Source organism: Paraburkholderia aromaticivorans (assembly GCF_012689525.1).
Lineage (GTDB): Bacteria > Pseudomonadota > Gammaproteobacteria > Burkholderiales > Burkholderiaceae > Paraburkholderia > Paraburkholderia aromaticivorans_A.
This window is the reverse complement of the sequence record NZ_CP051516.1, coordinates 1,459,054-1,478,288: the sequence shown is the minus strand read 5'-3', so window position 1 is coordinate 1,478,288 and position 19,235 is coordinate 1,459,054. Positions and strand designations below refer to the sequence as shown.

At 64.0% G+C, this 19,235-nt stretch carries 15 protein-coding genes and 1 riboswitch; of the genes, 5 read left to right on the top strand and 10 right to left on the bottom strand.

The features are described from left to right. Positions 1-29: 29 nt before the first annotated feature. From HF916_RS34525 to HF916_RS34515, 3 genes are read right to left on the bottom strand one after another with little or no spacing between them, the layout of a single operon-like run. Entirely contained in the window at positions 30-581 is a 552-nt protein-coding gene (locus HF916_RS34525; protein WP_168793294.1) for a penicillin-binding protein activator LpoB, read from the bottom strand. 37 nt (positions 582-618) lie between these two features. Further along, a complete protein-coding gene (locus HF916_RS34520) occupies positions 619-4,662 on the bottom strand; it encodes a tetratricopeptide repeat protein (RefSeq protein WP_168793293.1) in 4,044 nt (1,347 codons plus the stop codon). After that, the gene (locus HF916_RS34515; RefSeq protein ID WP_240975799.1) at positions 4,652-7,447 is read right to left on the bottom strand and encodes a sugar ABC transporter; all 2,796 of its coding nucleotides are present in this window, start codon (positions 7,445-7,447) and stop codon (positions 4,652-4,654) included. Before HF916_RS34515 ends, HF916_RS34520 begins: the two co-directional genes overlap by 11 nt. Before the next feature lie 644 nt (positions 7,448-8,091). Next, a riboswitch (cyclic di-GMP riboswitch) is annotated at positions 8,092-8,171 on the top strand. Positions 8,172-8,225: 54 nt separating this feature from the next. Between HF916_RS34515 and HF916_RS34510 the strand changes: the two genes are divergently transcribed. After that, entirely contained in the window at positions 8,226-9,107 is an 882-nt protein-coding gene (locus tag HF916_RS34510) for a spherulation-specific family 4 protein (RefSeq protein WP_168793292.1), read from the top strand. A 93-nt stretch (positions 9,108-9,200) separates the two neighbouring features. On the opposite strand, the gene HF916_RS34505 is transcribed toward HF916_RS34510, so the two are convergent. From HF916_RS34505 to HF916_RS34485, 5 genes are all read right to left on the bottom strand, one after another. Further along, positions 9,201-10,052 (bottom strand): ABC transporter ATP-binding protein, encoded by an 852-nt coding sequence (locus tag HF916_RS34505; RefSeq protein ID WP_168793291.1) that lies wholly within the window; start codon positions 10,050-10,052, stop codon positions 9,201-9,203. Beyond that, positions 10,052-10,795, bottom strand: a complete 744-nt coding sequence (locus tag HF916_RS34500) for an ABC transporter permease (RefSeq protein WP_168793290.1) — start codon at positions 10,793-10,795, stop codon at positions 10,052-10,054. Before HF916_RS34500 ends, HF916_RS34505 begins: the two co-directional genes overlap by 1 nt. A 12-nt stretch (positions 10,796-10,807) precedes the next feature. Beyond that, entirely contained in the window at positions 10,808-11,413 is a 606-nt protein-coding gene (locus HF916_RS34495; RefSeq protein ID WP_168793289.1) for a VOC family protein, read from the bottom strand. A 45-nt stretch (positions 11,414-11,458) separates the two neighbouring features. Next, on the bottom strand, positions 11,459-12,490 hold the full coding sequence (locus HF916_RS34490) for an ABC transporter substrate-binding protein (protein WP_240975798.1): 1,032 nt from the start codon (positions 12,488-12,490) through the stop codon (positions 11,459-11,461). A gap of 63 nt (positions 12,491-12,553) precedes the next feature. Further along, a complete protein-coding gene (locus HF916_RS34485; RefSeq protein ID WP_168793287.1) occupies positions 12,554-13,474 on the bottom strand; it encodes a fumarylacetoacetate hydrolase family protein in 921 nt (306 codons plus the stop codon). Between the two features lie 262 nt (positions 13,475-13,736). On the opposite strand from HF916_RS34485, the gene HF916_RS34480 reads away from it, so the two are divergent. Next, on the top strand, positions 13,737-14,396 hold the full coding sequence (locus HF916_RS34480; RefSeq protein WP_168793286.1) for a GntR family transcriptional regulator: 660 nt from the start codon (positions 13,737-13,739) through the stop codon (positions 14,394-14,396). 44 nt (positions 14,397-14,440) lie between these two features. On the opposite strand, the gene HF916_RS34475 is transcribed toward HF916_RS34480, so the two are convergent. Together HF916_RS34475 and HF916_RS34470 are read right to left on the bottom strand one after the other, a co-directional pair. Beyond that, positions 14,441-15,388 (bottom strand): dihydrodipicolinate synthase family protein, encoded by a 948-nt coding sequence (locus tag HF916_RS34475; RefSeq protein ID WP_168793285.1) that lies wholly within the window; start codon positions 15,386-15,388, stop codon positions 14,441-14,443. Between the two features lie 50 nt (positions 15,389-15,438). Then, a complete protein-coding gene (locus tag HF916_RS34470) occupies positions 15,439-16,395 on the bottom strand; it encodes an alpha/beta hydrolase (protein ID WP_168793284.1) in 957 nt (318 codons plus the stop codon). Between the two features lie 206 nt (positions 16,396-16,601). Here HF916_RS34470 and HF916_RS34465 point away from each other — a divergent pair, with 206 nt between their 5' ends. From HF916_RS34465 to HF916_RS34455, 3 genes are all read left to right on the top strand, one after another. After that, the gene (locus HF916_RS34465; RefSeq protein WP_168793283.1) at positions 16,602-17,030 is read left to right on the top strand and encodes a VOC family protein; all 429 of its coding nucleotides are present in this window, start codon (positions 16,602-16,604) and stop codon (positions 17,028-17,030) included. An 8-nt stretch (positions 17,031-17,038) separates the two neighbouring features. Next, on the top strand, positions 17,039-17,983 hold the full coding sequence (locus HF916_RS34460; protein WP_168793282.1) for a 2-hydroxyacid dehydrogenase: 945 nt from the start codon (positions 17,039-17,041) through the stop codon (positions 17,981-17,983). A 79-nt stretch (positions 17,984-18,062) separates the two neighbouring features. Then, on the top strand, positions 18,063-19,088 hold the full coding sequence (locus HF916_RS34455) for a porin (RefSeq protein ID WP_168793281.1): 1,026 nt from the start codon (positions 18,063-18,065) through the stop codon (positions 19,086-19,088). Positions 19,089-19,235 lie beyond the last annotated feature (147 nt).

Genomic DNA, 19,235 nt, shown 5'->3' with positions numbered 1-19,235 from the left:
CAACCTTGGGGATATGCTTACTGACGTCCTTACTGACGCGCTTGCAACGGCGACAGAACTTTGGCGATCAGCGAGGTCGCCACACTCGACAGACCCGAGCGGCTCCAGCCCGTACGCGTACCCGTCGCACTCCACACCACGGCGCCGTTCGACACGTCGATCAGTTCAAACGTCACGCCGACCACCGGCTCACCGTCCACACCCGTCTTGTAGCGCCATTCTTCGACCGCGCCCGACAGCACATAGCGGGCGTTCTGCGAACGCGCCCATTCCAGCGCCTTGTCGCTGTCGGCGCGCTGCGTCGTGTCGAACAGGGAGTTGCGGTTCGAATCGGCCGGCGCGATGCGCACATCGGCGATCCCGCCCGCGCGCAGCGTGTTGGCCGCGATCGACTCGGCGCTATGACCGGCATCCGGCGTTTCAGTGTAGTTGGCGATCGACACCACCGCCACCTTGTCGCCGCGCGCGAGCGCCGGGCCCGACGTCTGGCGCACTGTGCCGCACGCGCTCACCATCACGGCAAGCGCGGCTGCCGCGACACACCAGGCGCTCGTACGAGCCAATCGTTTAATGCCGTACATGAAGAATTCTCCTTGGGATAACTATGCGAAATCAGGTTCAATAAAACCAGCTATAGCGCGCGCCGATCTGGGTCACCGGTGTGCCGAGACGCGAGACGCGCTGATGCGAGAAAAAGAGTGCCGCGTGATCGCCGCCGAACACCGTGCCCGCGAGGCCCAGACTGATCGACGGACCCCAGCCCTGGAACGAGTCGTGCAGCAGGCCGACATCGAGGAACGGCCGCCATGCGCGCGTGTACTGGTCGATCAGATCGTTGCCGAAACCGAAGAACAGCCCGTATTGCGAGTAGGTCTGCGGGATGAAGGTCGATGCGGTGACCGGGCCGGCGTCCGCTGGGATTAGCCGCGAAATCAGGCCGTCCGCAGAGCCGCTCGCACCGTAGTCGCCATGCGCGCCGATCAGGCGCACCGTGTAGTCCGGATAGTTCGTGCGGATCCGATAGCCGATCTCACCTGTCGAGAGCACGCCGCTGCCGAGGTAATTGCGCGCCTGGCTATAGAAACGATCGGCTTCGACGGTGCCCGTCGCATACAGATGCTGGGTCGCGCGGTATGTGATCGTGCCGACCACGTTGTCCTTCATGCCGCCGACCTGCAATGCCTGCGATTCCCGCGCCACCTGATTGCGGCCCGCTTTCAGCGCGATCGACAACGGCGAATTCCTGCCCCACTCCGCGCCCACCGACACGCTATAGAAACTGTCCAGTGCTTCGCGGCGGCCGGCGGTCACCATGAAGGCGGTGTCGTACGTTTGACGGCGCGCGTAAAACTCCACCGAACGATCCACCGAAGGTACGTTGGTGAGTTGCGACTGATCCGTCGAGTGCTGGAAGCGTTGGATACCGTTCACGCCGACCATGTAGAGATCGGCGACCTTGATGCTGCCCGCCAACGTCTGCTCGATATAGTCGAGCGGATGTTCGACGTAGCTGGTCACGGTCGCGTCGAGCGACTGCGGCCACGTCAACGCGGTCTGCTCCAGCCGGCCATGCAGTTCCGAATCGTAGGGCGCGCCTTCCAGGCCCTGAAACGCGAGGTTTTCTGCCGCGCCCGGACGATCCACGGCGATCGATGCATCGATACGGTTGTAGAGCGGCAAGCGCGCGCCTTGCTGATCGAGCAGACGCTCCATCGCGGGCTTGTCGTTTTCGGCGAGCGCGATCGCGATCAACTGCTCCGAAGGCTGCACCAGCACGTCGGCGTACTGGCGAGCCAGCCAGCGCTTCGCCAACGGATTCGCTTCGTGCGACATCGCCCAGGCAAGCGCCACGTCGCGCGCCACCGACGAAGTCAATTGCGCCTGGTCCGGCGACTTCGCCGCGGCGTGTGCCTTCGTGGGTTGCGAGGGCGGCAGGCCTGCCGCGTCGCCGAGCAGCGTGCGACGCGCTTCGGCGTTGTCGTTGCGGCCTGCGTCGCTGGCGAGCAGATCGATCAGGAAAGCCTTCGACACGTCCGCGTTTTCGAAGATCGACGCGAGCGTGACGCGGCGGCCGAGCATCTGCTCACGCACTTCGCTGCCCTGCGAGGCGCGTGTGCGCAGCACGATCTGGCCTTGCGCGCTGTTGGCGCGAACCTCGGCCTCTTCCTGCTGCATCTGACGCCAGACGTTGCGGCGGATCGACCATGCGAGATCGCTGCGTCCCGCCATTTCCTGCGCTTCGGCGTAGGTGAGTTGCCACAGCGGATCGCGCGACATCGAAGCGGACTGCAGGCGCAGATAATTGAGCGCGGCTTCCGGCCGGTTCAAACGCATCAGCGCGGCGGCCAGCGGCCCCCACAAAGCCGGCGCCTGCGCGGGCGCATCGCGCCATTCGGCGACCGCCTCGCGCAATTGCGCTTCGCTGCCGTAGTCCACCAGCGTCCAGAGCAGCGCGGCGCGCAAGTCGAGCGTCGCGCCAGGCAGCGACACTGCGTGCTGCAAATCGTGCAGCGCGTCGAGCGGACGATCGATCTGGCGATAGTATTCGGCCCGCACGCGCAGGAACGCCGGGTCGGCTTCGGCGGCCGTCAGTTGCTCGGGCGTCAGGCTCTTCAGCAATGCGTCGACGCGGTCGTATTGCTCCGCATCGGTGTAATAGTGAATCGCGCTCTGCAGCGCGCGCTGCGAGTGATCGCGGCGGAACTGCAGCTCGGACGTGCGGGCCGCGTCGACCGGATAGGCGTCGTAGAAGTACGTCATCGCGCTCAGGTCTTCAGGCGCCGCCTGGCCGCTTGCCAGCAGATGCTTGTAGGCGTCGTTCGCGATGTCGTCACGCTGCAGCAGACGCGCGAGTTGCGCGGCGTTGCGCCAGAACAGCACGTCGTCGTCCTTGGCACCGCGGCGCGCGGCGAGCAACGTGTCGAGCGCGCCCTTGTAGTCGCCGTGACGATACAAGAGGCTCGCCGTGCGCAGCGCGTATTGCGTGTTCGACGGATAGAGCTGATTCAGCTTGCGGTAGTAGGCCAGCGCTTCGTCGTCGTGACCGGAGCGCTCGGCGAGCTGACCCAAACGCGAGTCGATCGCTTCCGCCGGCGAATTGCGTTGACGGGTGCGCAGGAAAGCCAGCGCGTCGTCCGGACGGCCGAGACGTTCGTAGGCCGCGACCACCGAATCGACCAGCTTGAGATCGCCGGGCGCCGCGTTCGATGCCTGGATCAACGCGGCCAGATAGGCGTTGTCGTCGTTGAGCATCGGCGCGAGGCGCATGACGTTTTTCCAGCCTTCCGGATCGTGCGTGGCCTGTGCGTAGGTGAGCCACATCTGCAAGGCGAGCGGCGACGCATGGTTCCATTCGGCGACCTGGGCGAGGCGCTTGGTCCAGACTGGCGAACCGGGGTTCTTGCTGACCTGCTCGGTGGCCACACGCTGTGCGTTCGGCAGATCGCTCGATTCGAGGAACGACTGATACAGGAGGCCCGGGACGTCGTTCGATGCGGCGGAGTTCGACGCAGCGGCCGGCGCTGCTGCGGCGCCTGATGCCGTTGCGGTAGACGCAGCGGCCGCGGGCTTCGCAGACGCTGGCGCAGCAGCCGACACAGACGCAGCAGCCGCGGCACTTGCGGACACCGGCGCAGCGGTGGACGCCGCGACGCGCACGACATGCACATCACGCGAGCCGTGCGTAAGAGCGCGCGTGGCGAGGCTGGACCCGGCTTGCGGGCCATCCATATAAGCGTACTGCCCTTGCGAACCGTCTTCACGCGCGCGTTCGCGGATGAAGTCGACGAGTCGCAGCGCGCCGTCCTGGTCCGGCCGAGCCTGCGCATAGCCCGCCAGCGCCTTCGCGTAGCGGTCGACGAGATCCGGACGATGCGCCGCGCGCGCCAGATTCAGCAGCACGACGAGCGTCTCATGATCGTGGGCAAACGCGGCGCCGTGTTCGTTGGCGGCAGCGAGCGCTTCGTCGAGCAGGTTGCCCGATTGCAACGCCTTGATGCCTTCGATGAAGCACTGACGTTTCGCATCGAACGTCGCCGCACTGGCTTGCAAGCGGAACCAGCCGTTCGCCGCGCCGCGATAGTCGCCGCCATACATGGCGAAGCGCACTACTTCGCGGTTCCAGCGCGTTTGCTGCGCCGGATCCTGTTCAGCGAGGCGCGCATAGAGCTGGCCGGCGAGCTGTTGCGCATTCACCGAAGCGGCTGCTTCAGCCAGCATCTGCAGATCGGCATTCGACCACGTCAGCGCAGCCGCATTCGTAAGCTGCGTGCGCAAACGGGCAAGCGCGGCTTCGCGGCCCGGATCGTTGGCGGGCAGCGCGAACGTCTCGCGCGTGTCGACCGTCAGACGCAGCAACTGTGCCGCGCGGCGCATCTGCTCGCTCGGCATCGCCTCCATGCGGGCGGCGATACGGCGCGCGTCCTCGTTGCGGCCCAGACGCACGTACTGCGTACCGAGCACCGAGAGGATTTCCGTGTTGTCGGGCTGCACGCGCAGCCATGCTTCCAGATAGGCGATGCTGAGATCGCTCGGCGCGTCAGTCGACGTCATCCGGCTACGCAGACCGCCGCGCGGATGCACGAGATACAGCGTGATCAACACGACGCCCGCGAGCAGCAGGACGAGCCACGTGGGCGCGATGCGAGGGCGATTATCGGCCACAAGCGACCTCGACTGACTGGTAGTTCAATTTCTGTCCGACCTCAGCCAGCGTATCGAAACGCAGGAACTCGCCGTCGCGACGCGCGGCGACGGCCTGCTTGTTGACGCTGACCTTGCATTGCTGCGCGTTGGCCAGCTTGACGAATGGCTGGTAGTGACCGGCGAACTCGAAACGCATGCCCTGCGCCGTGCGCCGGAAGTTGCGCACGAACCCGTTGGCTTCGCCGATATACGGCGTCGCTTCCGTGGCCGTGGCGTTGCCGATCGCAAAGCGCGCGCTGCCGCCGTCGATATGGATATAGGTGCCGTCCGGACCGTTTGCGAAACCGGTCACGCCGGAAGCATCGGCGAGCGACGGCTTGGCCGCCTGCGGCCAGTGCAACTCGCGCACCTCGCCGTTGCCGCGCACGATCCAGTCGTTCGCCTGCGGGCCCACCTCTTTCGCCACGGCGAACGTGTGCCAGTCGAGCACCTTGCGGATGTACTCGCTCACGTAAACCGGCATCACCGGCTGCTTGAGCACCGTCGAAAAGATCTGGTCGAGCGCGCGCAGCGAGGCCACCTTGGTACCGCTATACATGTGGTAGTAGACGTCGATCGGCTTGAAACGCAGCGGCCGGTCGGTCATCGAGAAAGTTTCGAGCACGCGCTGGAAGCCGTAGAACGGACCTTGCCAGTCGTTCGTGTAGACGTTCTCGTCCTGATTCGGCGCGTACACCTGATAAGCGCCGGGCCCCTTGTCCACGCCGATCGGCGCGATATTGGTCCAGCTATTGGCCGATTTCGTGATGACCGTGTCGCCGCCGTTGAAGTTGTAGACACCGGCTTCGTACACCTTGCGCACGACGAAACCCGGCGGCCGGCAGTCGCCAGACCATTGCAGCAGCACGGTCTTCTTTCCGGGCGGCGCAAGACGCGTGTTGATGTAGTCGATCGAACCGGTGATCTCACGGTCGATATTGAAGTGATAACCCGGAATGTTCAGCGAGAACGCCGCGTCGCCGCCTCCGCGGTCCACCTGCGCGCCGGTCTTGCTGTCCACCTGCTCCCACTGGAACGGATGCGAATAGGTATGCGTGCCGATCTCCACATGCGGCAGCGCGAACATCTTGCGTGCGATCTCTTCGAGACGCGGCGAGATATCCGGATGCAGTCCCTTGGGACCCACTTCGCCTTCGATCACGGAGAGCGTCATCGGCACCTGATAGCGGGTGAAGATCTGCTGATACAGCGCTTCGCCGGAATAGTCGGGGCCGGGGAATTCGGCGCGCGAGGCGAAACCGTCGCCGTCCACGTGCGACATGAACAGCCGCCGGCCGTTTTCGGTCGTGACGCTCGGCGACGGCATGTCCTGCAACTGCAGTGCCGCTTTCATGAACGCCATCGGCTGAATCGCCCAGCGTTCCTGCTCGATGCTGTCGAGCGACGCCACGGTGTACGGGCTGAGCGCGTAGCCGCCCCACGGTGTGAGCGCGACCTGATCGAGCAGTACGCCGTTGGCCGAGACACGCAGCAACGACTGACTGCGCGAGCCCACGCGCACGCCTTGCAGATCGCGCGGCTCGGGCTTCGGGCTGATTTCGAAGCCGACCATCGGATCGCTCTTGACTACCGTGACCGGCGCGGCCAGCGTGCCGCCCACGGCTTGCAGGTCGAGCGCCGCGCCGGCCGAGCCGGCGGCGTCGAAGCCGAACGCGCCGAGAAACGCAACGGGAACGTGATCCGCCATGCGAGCCGCGACCCAGCGTTGCCACGCTTCGGGATCCGGCACCGCGCCGCGCTGGATCCACGCGACGACACCCGCGTAACGGTCCGGCGTAATGGCGTCCGGCAGACGCGACGAGAAGTCGGCGTACTCGACGTCGTAGCCCATATAGTTGAGCGGCGTGGCCAGATCGCGCACACCGGCGCTCAGGTCGAGCGGATCTTTGGTATCGCGGTCCTGCACGATGAGAATCTTGCGCGGCAGAACCTCGATCTTGCCGATGCCGACCACATCGCGCGCCTTGCTCGTCACGTAAGGCAGCATGCCGGCCGATACGACGCGCGCGGCGGTGTCGCGGGCGCATTGCCGGTCATTGCGCGCGCAATATTCCACGGACACCACCGGCACGCCGCTTTGCTGCGTGAACGCGCGCGCATCCGCCATGCGCTGTGCACGCAACGATTCGGGGACTTCGAGAAGCTGGCCGCTGTCGTCGACACCGCGCACCAGCGAATCGCCAACTACCGCGTAGAGCGACTTCGCCACCGGCAGCGCGTTACGCATGACGTCGGCGCCGCCCGCCACGAGGCGCGCGTCCGGATGAGCTTCATGAATGCGGCCGGCTGCGGCCACGGCCGCGGGCGTGTCGAGCAGGAAGCCACGATAGCCGCGCCGCCACAGCGGCTCGATCTGGCTGGAGAGGAACGCGTCGGCCGAACCGGCGGACTCGGCGCCATTAGTGCGCGCGATCCACGTGGTATGTGCCAGCGGGTGGGCCGCCGGTTCGAAACCGGTGGCGGGGTCGACCACGACGGCATCGAATGCTTGCAATTCGCCGACAGGCGGATCGGCTGCATAGAAGAAAGCGAGGTTGGGTTGAGACGCGGCGGAGTGGTCCGCCGCAGCGGCGGACTGCAACGGTGCAGTTTCAGCCTGCGTCACTGCATGTGTCACGAGCGGTGCAATACCGGCCGCGCCAAGGATTACCGCAATCAAGCTTCGCGCAAGAAATCGTTCGCCCGCACGTTCGACAACCCCGCAAGAGTCCCCGCCGGCGCATGCCCGGGTCCGCTTCTTCATCGCCAAAATCTTTTCCCCGTTCAGTCTGAACGCGAGCGGCGTCCTCCTTGTGGGGAGAAAGTTTCCGCTTGCGGATTTTCGAGCCGGCCCATCGGCATTATTTACATCGCGCAAAAGTGACAGTGCGGCGGATGCGATACCGACTTTTTGTTTGGTTACTGGTAAGGCGGTGGAAGATATCACATGACATGTGGCGTCTCAAGCTCGCCTATGTCATCGCGAGAATCCCGATAGTTAAACACTGACAAATGCATCCGTTTGAATTCAAAGGCAAACGATTGCGCGCCCAGAGGCAGCCGATATCAACGCGGCGGATACTTAAAATTGATTCGTCAAGCAATTTGGCTATGTGTTGGAAAATCGCCGCAGCATGTCAGATTAATCTCGCCGACCCTTAATGTTCTGATCAATAAACTCATCGGGAAAAATGCACCGTCGTGCATTTTTCAGTTCCTGCAAATCTTTTTAAGCACGGCCTAACACGCGCGTTCGACCGGTTCGTCCGCCCGGGTCATCGCTGCTTGCTGCAATAAATACCGAAACGTAAAAACAGCAAATTATTTTGGGATACTCTTGAGGGCATTCGATTCAAACGATAAGAAAAATAAATCGGCCCCCTAAAGAAAACTCAAGGGATGCCGTTAGTGCAGTTTGGGCAAACCCGGAGCGATCCGGCGACGCAAAACTACAGGGACTCCCTCGCGGGAGTTTGCCAGTTGCCCGCCGTATCCACGGCGGGCCAATCGACAGCGGTGACCACACCGCGTCAGGAGGCTACATGCAAGAAAATCGGGGAATGGGTGCGGTTGCGGTTGTGGCTTCGGAATCGGCGGAAGGAATCCGTCTTTTGGGCCGCACAGGTAGAAGTCTGAAACGGGCCGGACTGATCGCCGGCCTGCTAGTTGTAGGATGCCTGAACGGCACAGCCTTCGCGGCGACCACGGCAACCACGGCAACCACGACAACCACCAGTCTCGTCGTCCCTTCCTACTTCAACGCCACCGGCAGCGTCGCGAACTGGAACAGTCTCGTGACCTCGGCGCGCAAGGTGCCGACCACCGCCATCCTGAATCCGAACAGCGGACCCGGCGTCACGGAAGATCCGAACTATGCGGCGGCGGCCGCCAAGCTTCGCGCCGCGGGCGGCAAGGTACTGGGCTATATCTCCACCTCGTACGGCAAGCGCTCGCTTTCCGCGGTCGTGACCGACATCAATGCTTACGTGGCAATGTATAAGGTGGACGGCTTCTTCATCGACGAGATGACGTCCGACAGCCAGATGTCGCACATCCAGTTCTATCAGTCGATCTACAACTACATCAAAGGACTGAACGCCACCTACTCGGTGACGGCCAATCCGGGCACCAACATTCCCGAGCTTTACGCGAGCTTGCCGACGGCCGACCAGTTCGTCGTGTTCGAAAGTACCGCGAAGAGTTATGCGAAATACCAGCCGATGAGCTGGCAAGCCGCCTATCCGAAGAGCCGCTTCGTGCACATGGTGTACGGCGCGACCGCCGCGCAGTTGCCGGGTGTCGTGCAATACGCGAAGACGCATGGCGCGGGCGGCGTGTATGTCACGTCGCTCTCCGGGGGCAATCCGTATAAGACGCTGCCGCCCTACTGGAACGATGAAGTCACGGACGCCGCCGCGCATTGACGACGTGACTCATGTCGCCACAATGTTTGCTGCGGCCGGCCACGCCGGCCGCAGTATCTCGTGGACGATGCAGCCGCCGCGTCGTGATTGAGACTAGAACACGCCCATCAGTTTCGACAACTGCGAAACGTACTCGCCGTATAGCGGATCGCTTTTCACCTGATCGGGTTGTCTCGGCCGCGGCAGATCGATTTTGACGTCGTGAATCACGCGGCCGGGGCGTTCGGACATCACCAGCACGCGGTCCGACAGGAATACGGCCTCGTGGATGCTATGCGTCACCAGCAACACGGTAAGCGTGCTCTGCTGCCAGATTCTCAGCAACTCGACATTCAGGCGGTCGCGCGTGAGCGCATCCAGCGCGCCGAAGGGCTCGTCCATCAGCATCACGCGTGGTTCGAGCAGCAGAATCTGCCCGATCGCGGCGCGCTGCCGCATGCCGCCCGACAACTCATGCGGATAGCGATCGGCGAACGCCGTCAGACCCAACGTTTCGAGCAAGGCGGGAAGCCGCTCATCCACTTGCGCGCGCGGCAGATTCCGCAATTTCGCGCCGAGTCGGATATTGGCGCCGACGCTCAGCCATGGCAGCAGATTGCTGGTCTGAAACACCACACCGATGTCCGGTACCGGCGCGCCGATCGGTTCGGCGCCGAGGAGGATGCGGCCGTCGTCACAGGGCACGAGGCCCGCGACCATGCGCAGCAAGGTGCTCTTGCCGCAACCGCTCGGCCCCAGGATCGAAACAAACTCGCTCTCGCGAATCTGCATCGAGACGCTGTCCAGCGCGCTGAACGCTTCTGCGCCGCCGCGTGCGGCGAAACGCTTGCCCACCTGCTCGACCGAGATCAGCGCGGGCGCCGTCTCGTCCCGGCGCAGTGGATGAATCGCCGCGCCGGTTGCCGCGGCGCGCTGCACGATACGCAACTTGTCGACCAGTGCCATCAGACCGTCACTCCTCTCCACCACACGCCGCGCGAAACCAGTTCGACGGCCCAGTAAAATAGCATGGCCAGCGCGGTGACCATCAGGATCGCCGCGAACGAAAGCGCCGTCTGCGCGTTCGAGGTCGCGAAGACGATCAGATGCCCGAGCCCGGACTCCGAACCGATGAACTCGCCGACGATCGCGCCGATCACCGCGAGCGGCATGGCGATCTTCAAGCCGTCGATCAGCGCGGGCAACGCAGCAGGTAAGCGCAAATGCCAGAAGGTCCTGGCCGGCGACGCGCCGAGCGCGCGGAAATGCTCGTCCAGATTGCGCGGCACGCCGGACAGACCACCCATCGTCGCGATCACGATCGGGAAGAACGCGAACAGCACGGCCGCGGCCAGCTTCGAGGCGAATCCATAGCCGAACCATACGATCAGCAAGGGCGCGAGCGCGATCTTCGGCATGCTCTGCAACGCGGTGACGAGCGGGAACAAGGTGCGTCGCGCGATGCTCGACATGCTCGCGAGCAGGCCGATCGCCAGGCCACCGACTAGCGCCACCGCGAAACCGGCGAACACTTCCCAGGCGGTCGCGAGCGTATCCGAGAGCAACTGGCCGCGCATCTCCCAACCGGCGGCGAACACCTGCGAGAGCGCCGGCAGCACGTAGTCGCGCGTGCCCGTCCAGCGCACGCCGAATTCCCAGATCAGGCCGATCACGACCCAGAACGAGACGGTTTCGATCAATCGCTTCATAAGGGTTCCGAATTATGTTTGCGCGGAAGGATCGGATTTCTTTGTTTCTTCAGCGGTAGTTTGCATGTCGCCTTGCGCTGTTTGCGCCGACTTCTGCGCGACCAGATGCGGCGGCGGCGAAACCACGAAGCGCTCGAAGCGATACTGATCGAACGATTCGATGGTGCGCTCCCACACCTGCGGCTCATGTTCGTCGCGCTCGCCGATCTGCGTCATCTCGCAGTACACCTCGACGTTATTGCCGTCCGGATCTTTGAACACGAGGAACAGGTTATTACCCGGACCATGCCGGCCGATGCCGCGCACGATCTCCACGCCATGCTCCTGCAATACCTTTACCGAGCGCTCCATTTCCTCATAGCTGTCGATCAGATACGAGAAGTGTTCGAGTCCCGGTCGCGAATAACGCGGCAGGTCGTCGAAATCGGCGGAATCTTTCGGCAGTTGCGCGAGCGCGAGATCGTGGTGATCGCTGCCGGCGCGCAGAAACACCATCTGATCGCCGATCCAGTCGGATATTTTGAGGCCTAGCACTTCCGTGTAAAAGCGTGCGGACTTCTGGATGTCGCGCACCATCAGCACCATATGTCCAAGCCGCTTCGGACGCAAACTGTTCATTACCTGTCTCCTTTGTCATGCACTCGCTGCGGTCTTGACCGCGCTTCATTCCACAAACCGATTCGTATACAGGTCGACCGCCTTGACCTTCGCGCCGACGCCGAACGCGTGCGACACAAAGGCCGCGGTAGCCTCCATGCGTGCCGGCCGCAGCCATCCGGTCTTGTGCTGCGCGGGGTCGTCGCTGATCAGGCCGTTGGTCTCGACGATCTGCTGCAACAGGATCGTCTTGTCGAGCACGGGATATTGCGCCGCGATCGCATCGGCGGCTTCCTGTGGATGCTCGCGCATCAGCGCATAGCCGCGATAAGTAGCGGTCACGAAGCGCTTGACCACGTCCGGATGCTGGGCCACGAAAGTGTCCGTGGTGACGATGCCGTTGCCCATCATATCCAGACCGAAATCGCGGTAATACACCTTGCCGAGTTGCTGCCCTGCCCGCTTCGCCAGCGCGGCCTGCACCGGCAGGCTCGCGCCTTCCCAGCACTCGGACAGGTCGATGCGCTTCTGCAGTAACGCGGTGTTGATCACCGCCGGATCGAGCCGCACCGTTTTGATCGCATCGGGCGCCATGCCGTTCTGCTTCAACCAGGCTGGCATGATGTTCTGCACCGGCGACGCGCCACCGCCACCGAGCGTCATGCCGGCGAGATCCTTCAGCGAACTCACCTTGAAACCGGGCCGCTCCAGATAACACATCGCACCGGGCCAGCGCGTGTTGATCGCGCCGACCATCACGGCATGACCACCGTGCGCGCGGTTCAGCATCACGCTCACGGGGTCGCCGTAGCCAAACTCGAACAGACCGCCATCCACTTCATTGACGGTGCGTTGGCCGCCGTAACCGCGCATCACGCTGACATCGAGCCCCGCCTCGCGGTAGTAGCCCTTGGCCTGCGCGAGCAGAATGCCGCCGGTGCTGCCCTGCGGCAGCCACGCCAGATTGACGCGTACCTTATCGGCCACCTGAGCGGCCACCTGAGCGGCCGCGTGACCTCTGGTGAAGAGCGTCGCGGCGGCCAGCGCGGCCGCGCTCAACGCCGCGCGCCGCGTCAGCCGCGACACTCGCTGTGACACCGCGCGTCGTATCCGCTGCAACATGTCGTGTCCCCGTCTATGAGTAAAGTCAATGGATGGCGCTCAGCCCGCGACCAGTGGATTCTCGATCGAACCGATGCCGTCGATGGAAGCGACCATCACGTCGCCCGCCTTCAGATAAATGCCGCGTCCCATGCCGACGCCGGTCGGCGTGCCCGTGGCGATCAGATCGCCGGGCTGCAGCGTGAGGATCGTCGATAAATATTCGATCTGCTCGGCGATGTTGAAAATCATCCCGGACGTGTTGCCGTCCTGCATCATTTCGCCGTTCACCGAAAGACGCATGCGCAGATTCTGCGGCTCGGCGATGCACGCACGCGGCACGAACCACGGCCCGAGCGGACCAAAGGTATCGAAACTCTTGCCACGAAACCAGTCGTGTTTGAACGGATAGTCGGTGCGGCGATTCAGGTCGCGCGCGCTGACGTCGTTCAGAATCGTGTAGCCGGCAATATAGTCATAAGCGTCCTGCTGGGCGATATGACGGCCGGTTTTGCCGATCACCACGGCCAGTTCCACTTCCCAGTCGACCCGCTCGGCATGCGGCGGAATCACGACGTTGGCAAGCGTGGGCACTACGCTCGTCTCGGCTTTCATGAACATGTACGGTGTGCTTTCCTCGCGCGGCGCGAGTTCGGTGCCCATTTCCCGCGCGTGCTCGTAATAGTTCGAAGCGGCCGCGAAAATACGCCGCGGCTGGAACGGCACGCATAGCGTATGCCCTTGCAACGCGGCGAGCTCCAGCGTGCCCGACTCGATCGCGCGCGCCGCCCGTTCGAGCCGTTCGACAGTGGCGGCGCCGTCCGTCTCCCAGCCGGCGATCAGCGTGCCGACATCCGCGAGCGGCGCCTCGGGGGCGACACGCTTCAACGCGGCGTGCGCGTCGTACAGTTTGCCGTCGACAGCCAGGCCAGTGGCGCTGCGGCCATTCAATTCGTAGGTTGCGATACCAAACCAGGTCACGTCTTGCCTCGCTTTTTGTAGGGGTGAATTTGCGGCTGTCGAGGATTTTTAATAACCGGACTGACACGCTCGTATACATTCAGTCATTAGTGTATTTTTTATTACATCCTCGTATACACTTATCGGGGCGTGAACACGTTCGCGCGTACACTGCATGAGCTTGCAAAGGCCGGATATGCGCGGTGGCGATTGAGGCGGTTGGGTCGCTGGCGCATAATGAGGGCCGCCTGCCCACGGTTTCGCTCAACCCACGACCATGACGATGACCACGCTCTCCTCCAAGATTTACCGCCTGCTGTGCGACGAGATCATCGACGGCGCGCTCGAACCGGGCCAGAAGCTCGAAGAAGCGGCGCTCGCCGAACGCTTCAACGCGTCGCGCACGCCGATCCGCGAAGCGCTGCGCGAGCTGGCCGCGCGCGGCCTCGTCGAGCTGACGCCGCGCAAAGGCGTGGTGGTCGCGCAATTCAGCATCGACGAACTCGCCGACATGCTCGAGGCCATGTGCGAACTCGAAGCGCTGTGCTGCCGTTTGAGCGCGCAGCGCATGAGCCTCGTCGAGAAGAAGCAGCTCGAAGAGCTGCAGACCGAAATGAACGCCGCGATCGCGCGCGGCGACGAGACGGAGTACTTCGCACTCAATCGCGAATTCCACGAACTGATCTGCAAGGGCGCGCAAAGCAAATCGCTGGCGCAGATCATGGCGGTGCAGCGTCAGCGTCTGGCGGGCTTTCGCGCCGCGCAGCCGGCTTCGCCGTCGCGCTTCGAAGCGGCGACCGACGAGCATCGCGAGATCGTGTCCGCCATCCTCAACTCCGAACCGGAACGCGCGTACAACGCCATGCGCGATCACACCGCACGGCTGTCGATCGTCGTGCTCGGCCGGCTCAAGCGCCAGCGCACGGAGCGCGCGAACGCCTGAGGTTGCGGCGCTCGCAGTGCGGTGCGCCTCGGTGTGCTGCGTGCTCACGCGGCCACCGTCCCGAGCGATGCCATCGCGGGCATCGAAAAATCCAACGCCTGAAGCTGCTGCAATAGCGCGCCAGATTGCGCGGGGTCCATCGGCGTCAACGGCGGACGCACGCGGGTCCACGCCTCGTCGTTCGCGAAGTGCGCGACGATATGCTTCAACGCCGGGATCATCGGTTGCGCCTGTACGGCCAGCCGCACTGTCGCCACCCGGCCTTCCCACACCGTCCGCTCTTCCAATGTCGCCGCACTCAGCAGACTCGCGATCGCCTGCGGCTGAATATTCGCGGTCGCTGAAATACAGCCGGCGGCGCCGAGCGGCAGCGCTTTGCCGAGCAAAGCCTCGGACGCGGGAAACACCGCGAAGCCGGGAAACTTGCGCAGCATCGCCTCGGTGTTAGCCCAGTCGCCCGAACTGTCCTTGATGCCCACCACCGTTCGCGGATACGCCCTGATCAGCCGTTCGATCAGCGTGTGCGTGATCGGCACGCCGGTGAACTGCGGGATGTGATACAGCAGCACGCGCAACTGATCCGAACCGACCGCCTGGATCACATCGGAGTAGTACGCGAAGAGACCGTCGTCGCTAACGCCCTGGTAGAAGAACGGTGGCAACATTAGCGCGCCCGCGCAACCGGCCTCGCACGCATGGCGCGTCAACGCGATCGCGTCGGGCAGCGCGCACGAGCCTGTGCCCGGCAACATTTGCGCGGGATCGATGCCGGCCTCGATCACGTCATCCAGCAACGCATGACGCTCGGTCAAACCCAACGAGTTGGCCTCGCTGTTGGTGCCGAATAGCGCAAGGCCCGCGCCCTGCCCGACCAGCCAGCGGCAGAACGCGACGAAGCGCGGCGCGTCGATGCGCAAGTCGTTGGTGAACGGCGTGATGACCGGCGCGAAGGCGCGCGGGGTCGCAAAAGCGGGCGGCCTGTGGATGACCATGCGGAGCTCCTTGATATGGGATGCGAACGAAAGCGATCGGGCGTGCGCGCTCACGCACCGAAAAAATCGAGCATCGCGTCGCCTAACAGGGTCTCGCCCGAGTCGAAATGCGCAACCACCGAGGTGTGGTTGTGCCGCAGCATCTGCACGAAGCGTGGTGCGCATGGCGCGGCCGCGTCGTCGGCACGCTGGCGCGCCGTCAGCACGCGCTCGAAAAACGCCGCACCGTAGGCGTCCAGATAAGGGTTCTCGTATTCGGCGACGACCACCATCAGCGGCGTGTTGAAATGCGCCGCATGAGTCAGCGGCGAACGTGCGGCGTAGCGTGTTTCGTCGGCGCCAAAATAGGCTCGCACGCCGGCGGCGTTGGGATTGTCGGCGTGCACGTCCGCCACGAGCCGCGCGCTGATCAGCACGGCGCCCGCGATGAGCGGCGTGCTCCCGCGCAATTCGCTGAAGAGCGGATCGCATAGGTAGGTGGCGACGTGCGCACCGCCCGCCGAATGGCCGACCAGAAAGATCCTTTGCGGATTGCCACCAAGTTCACCGACGTGTTTCTGTGCCCACGCCAACGCGGCGGCGACATCATCGGCGCCCGCGGGATACGGCGCGTCAGGCGCAAGCCGGTATTCCACGTTCAGCGCGACGCAGCCTTGCCGGGCGAACCAGCGCGACACGTTGTCGTAGATGAGTCCGTTGAAGCTCTTGCTGCCGCGCAGAAACGCGCCGCCGTGGACGAACAGCACCACATCGGCATTGCCCTTGCGCCGAGTTTCTTCCGATGCGAACACGTCCAGACGCTGCCGCTCGTGGCTGCCGTAAGCGAGCTCGCGCGCGGCCTCGAACGACTCGCCGGCATCGCGCGCCGCCGCCACCAGTGGCGAATACGCGTCGATCACCAGATCGCGATGGCTGTTGATGTCGCGTCCCCACACCGGTCCGATCTGCGCAAAGCGCTGCCTGAGCGTGGCGGAGAGACTGCCCAACGGTTCCTGCAAGGTGTGCATCGGTGGTCCTCATGCGTCGCAGCGATTCAGCGCGGCCGGCTCTGGCTAGCGCATGAGGACCATTCTGGTATATCAAATCTATTTTGTGTATACATTTATCGTACGTAGTATACCTGGTGAAGTTGCGAACACTCTTGATTCACAGTCACGACAACCCTCTTCTCGCCCGCGGGCGATTCACCTTCAGGACAACGCAAGGACATCACATGGACAAGCTCCGTCATATCGCACTTTCGGTCGAAGATCCGGAAGCAGCCGCGCAATTCTTCGAGCAGGCATTCGGCATGCGCCGCGCGGGCAACGCGATGCGCGGTATCTATATGACGGACGGCACGATGAACGTGGCGCTCCTCAATTTCAAGGACGAGACCGTGCCCGGCTACGCCGGTCTGAAGGACGTGCGTGGCGTGATTCACTTCGGCATGTGGGTGGATAACGTGGAAGCCACCGCGGCGCGCGTGGTCGCGGCGGGCGGCACCTATTTGACGGGACGCCATGAGAAAGACCCGAACGTGTTCTACGAAGTGAAGTACCGCATGCCCGACGGCACCGTGTTCGACATCACCGAAAACGGCTGGAAAGGCGCGGTGAAGGAAGTGGCACCGGCCGCGAAACCGGCCGATCCGCAATCGTGAGCGCACGCATGAGCGCCACCCACGTGCTCGCGCTGATCCCGTTGCCCGACACGACGCTCGATGCGCTGCGGCGCGATTACGCGCTGCATTACCTGCCGGACGGTTGGCCTGAAACGTGGCCTGCCAGCGTCGACCTGACGACGGTGCGCGCGGCAGTGACGAATGGTTCGACCGGTTTGTCTGAAGCGCGGATGGCTTCGCTGCCCGCGCTCGAGATCGTCAGCGCGTTCGGCGCGGGCTACGAGAACGTCGATGTCGCCGCGGCCGCGCGACGCGGCATCGTGGTGACGCATGCGCCTGGCGCGAATGCGGCGACCGTCGCCGATCACGCCATCGGTCTGCTGCTAGCACTCGCGCGCGGCTATGCGCCGCTCACCGACGCGGTACGCGCCGGCAACTGGCGCACGTCGCGCGGCGAGCGTGCCACGCTGACGGGCGCGCGTCTCGGGATTGTCGGCATGGGCCGCATCGGCAGATTGATTGCGGCGCGCGCGCAGGGTTTCGACATGACGCTCGGCTATCACACACGCGGGCCGCATGCCGACGCGCCGGGCCGCTACTACAGCCGGCTCACGGAACTCGCCGCTGCCAGCGACTTTCTCGTGATCGCCTGCAACGGCGGTCCGGCGACGAAGCATCTGGTCAATCGCGACGTCTTGTACGCGCTCGGGCCGCACGGCTACCTGGTGAACGTCTCGCGCGGCTCGGTGCTCGACACGCAGGCGTTGCTCGACTCGCTGGCGGAGCGCGCGATTGCCGGCGCGGGGCTCGACGTGATCGAGCACGAACCGGAGGTGCCGCGCGCGCTGCTCGATCATCCCGATGTGCTCGTCACGCCGCACATCGCGGGCCGCTCACCCGCCTCGCTGATGGCACAACGCGACGCATTGATTGCCAGCCTGTCCCAGCATTTCACGCACACCCCCGTCGAATTCGCGGTGCGCACTGCCTGACACGCGGCGGCGCGGCGTCCTGCCGCCGCCCGCCCGTTCCGCCGTCTTCGCTGTTCCCAATCGCTCACAAGGACTCGCTATGAACGTTCGATCGTTGGGCGCGCTCGCGCTCATTTGCGCCGCCACATGGGGCATCGCTTCACGCGCCGTGCAGGCGCAGACGTCAGTCACGCTGTATGGGCTCGTCGGGCTGGATATCGCCAGCAGCAAACGCAGCAACGGGCCGGCCGCCGCACTCGCCGAACAGAGCCCCGGGCTCACGGCGCCCTACTGGGGCATCCGCATCAACGAAGAACTCAGTGCCGGTTACCGCGCGATCGCCGTGCTCGAGAGCTTCTTTCAGCCGACCAACGGCGGCCTCGGCCGCACCGCCGCCGATCCCTTCTGGGGACGCAATTCGTACGTCGGCATTGCCGGGCCGTTCGGGCGCGTGACGCTTGGGCGGCACACCAACCTGCTCTACCTCGCCGAGCAGGTCGCCAATCCGTTCCAGGCGTCGATCCTGTTTTCGCCGCTCGTCATGCAGACGTTCACCGCATCCTACGGCGGAGCAATGGCGGGCGACACCGTCTGGAACAACGGCATTCAGTACACCAGCCCCAATCTGAATGGCGTGACGGCCACGGCCGTGTATGCGCCCGGCGGCGTCGCGGGCGCGAACGGGATTTACAACGCCGCTTTTTCCGCGCTCTACGCCGGCGGTTCGCTCACCGCTGTCGCGACGGTACAACGCACGCGCGTGGTTGCGGGTGTCGCGTCACCGACACAGAACGCGTACATCGTCGGCGCCGCGTACGACTTTTCGCTCTTCAAGCTGTATGGCGCACTGCAAGGACTGCGCACCGACTCGACCGATGTCGGCGCGCACACCTTCGAAGCCGGCCTGTCCGTGCCGCTGACCTCGCAGCTCAGCGCCCTTGCCGAATGGGCGTACACGCGACGCAGCGCGCCGAAGAACGCCGTCACCGGCCGCAATACGGGCTCCGCGGGCCTCGACTACTTCCTGTCCAAACGCACCGATCTGTACCTGCTCACCGTCTACGACCGGCTCTCCGGCTACGGCACCGCGATGACTTACGCGGCTGGAATCCGGCATCTGTTTTGACGCGCGATGCCATTCGGGTCAACCCGCTATAACCAAAACGTTGTTTTGTATAAAAAAATAAAGCTCGGAATCCAAATTTTGCCGTGGGTATAATTTTTACTAGTTTGTGTATACACGAATAAATAAGCCGTAACCGCGGCTGTCGAG